This is a genomic window from Marinobacter sp. (assembly GCF_040904845.1).
Lineage (GTDB): Bacteria > Pseudomonadota > Gammaproteobacteria > Pseudomonadales > Oleiphilaceae > Marinobacter.
The window spans coordinates 1-1,676 of record NZ_JBBDSR010000024.1; the positions used below are offsets into that span (position 1 = coordinate 1).

The following is a 1,676-nucleotide window of genomic DNA, read 5'->3' on the forward strand; positions in this document are numbered from 1 at the left end:
TCTTGATGACATGAAACGGATGCTCGACCTTGGCACGGATGCTGGCCTTGGTCTTGTCGTATTCCAGCAGCAGCGCTTTCATCGGGCTGTCGTCCATCTTCTTGATGGCGCCTCGCTTGGCGGCCACACGGCACCGAGAATCCGGGTCATCCTTCTCTTCGTCCAAGTGCTTCCCCATGCCGGTGTAACCCGCGTCGCCGTATACCCGTTTGTCGTCATCTCGAACCAAGTCGTTCGTCATGGTGACATCGGCGACGTTGGCCGAGGTGGCAGCGACACTGTGGGTCAGTCCGGTCACGGCATCGACACCAATGTGGGCCTTCAGTCCGAAGAACCACTGATTGCCTTTCTTGGTCTGCTTCATCTCCGGATCGCGCTGCTTGGCCTTGTTCTTGGTGGAGGGTGCGGCCGCCACAATGGTGGCGTCGACGATGGTGCCTTCGCGCATGAACAAGCCCTGCTCGGCCAGGTGAGCGTTGATCTCCTCGAAGATCCGCTGGGTCAAGGCATGCTTTTCCAGCAAATGCCGAAAGCGCAGCAGCGTGGTCGCATCCGGCACGCTCTCGACGGCCAGATCGATACCGACGAAATCGCGCATCGCCTGGCTGTCGTAGATGGCATCCTCCAGCGCCTCGTCGGCCAGGGAATACCACTGTTGCAGGAAGTAGATCCGCAGCATGCGCGCCAGGCCGATGGGCGGACGGCCCCGTTTGCCCGCTGCATTGGGGAAGTAGGATGGCGACAGCGCATCAATCAGTCGTTGCCATGGCACCACGGCATCCATCTGGCCAAGGAACCGCTCGCGGCGGGTGATCTTCTTCTTGTTCTGGTGCTCAACCTGGGCGAACGAGATCTGCTTCATCGGAGGGCTCTGTCAGACGGTGGCAGGATGGATCGATTTTACCCCGCCGGAAGCTGCGAAGCAGCTGCGGCGGGATTTATGCAGCGTTTCCTTAACGCCCGGCTCACGCGCCGGTTTGGAGCCGCGAAGCGGCGGAAAATCGGTCGCCGTGCAGCCGATTGTTAAAGCCTGCCCAGCCAGTAGTAGGGGCGTCGCCGGTCATGTGCAACAGCCAGAACCTGGAAACCGCCTGGCTGCTCTCTGTAAATTATGGATAGCGGAAATCGGTGAAGGGGAACTCTACGAATATCTGGCTCTAATTCGACCAGCCAACCTTTTGGGGAATCGCCGATCAATTCGGCCAAAGCCTCAAATTCCTCTTGAAAGGCACCACCCAATCCTGGAACTTCCGATTCGTAGTAACCGACTGACTCCAGAAACTCGGCTCCCGCTGCCGGGTGAAAAGTATAGGTCATTTGATCAGGGCTCTTGCCTTCCTCATTACATCCTCACTGGACACAGCTTGAACCGAGCCATCATCAAGCTCCTGCGCTCTACGTCGGGCCTCAAGCACCCAGCCTGACCTGAGTTCTTCCCTCGATGGCCACTCCAGACTCAAAACCAATTTCTGGATCAACAGGGCTCGCTCCTCCTTAGGCAGGTGAAGCGCCTCGTCTTCAATTCTCTGGAGATTCATGGGTGAAACCTCTGGTTTCGTTTAACCGTCAATTTTGACACGGATGGGCAACGGCTGCCATGCCACGGTTTTTACGCTTTAACGCCAAACTCAGCGGGCAATTGAAGCGCAGCGTAAATTGATCCGCTGCAGTGTTTT

Annotated in this window: 3 protein-coding genes; all 3 read right to left on the reverse strand. The window is 57.5% G+C overall.

The window, feature by feature from the left end:
* Positions 1 to 862, reverse strand: an 862-nt coding sequence (locus tag WD429_RS02675; protein ID WP_368420631.1) for an IS5 family transposase, incomplete at its 3' end; no start/stop codon positions are given.
* A gap of 161 nt (positions 863 to 1,023) precedes the next feature.
* Positions 1,024 to 1,317, reverse strand: a complete 294-nt coding sequence (locus tag WD429_RS02680; protein ID WP_368420632.1) for a hypothetical protein — start codon at positions 1,315 to 1,317, stop codon at positions 1,024 to 1,026.
* On the reverse strand, positions 1,314 to 1,538 hold the full coding sequence (locus WD429_RS02685; protein ID WP_368420633.1) for an addiction module protein: 225 nt from the start codon (positions 1,536 to 1,538) through the stop codon (positions 1,314 to 1,316). The genes WD429_RS02680 and WD429_RS02685 overlap by 4 nt, the downstream gene beginning before the upstream one ends.
* Between the last annotated feature and the right edge of the window lie 138 nt (positions 1,539 to 1,676).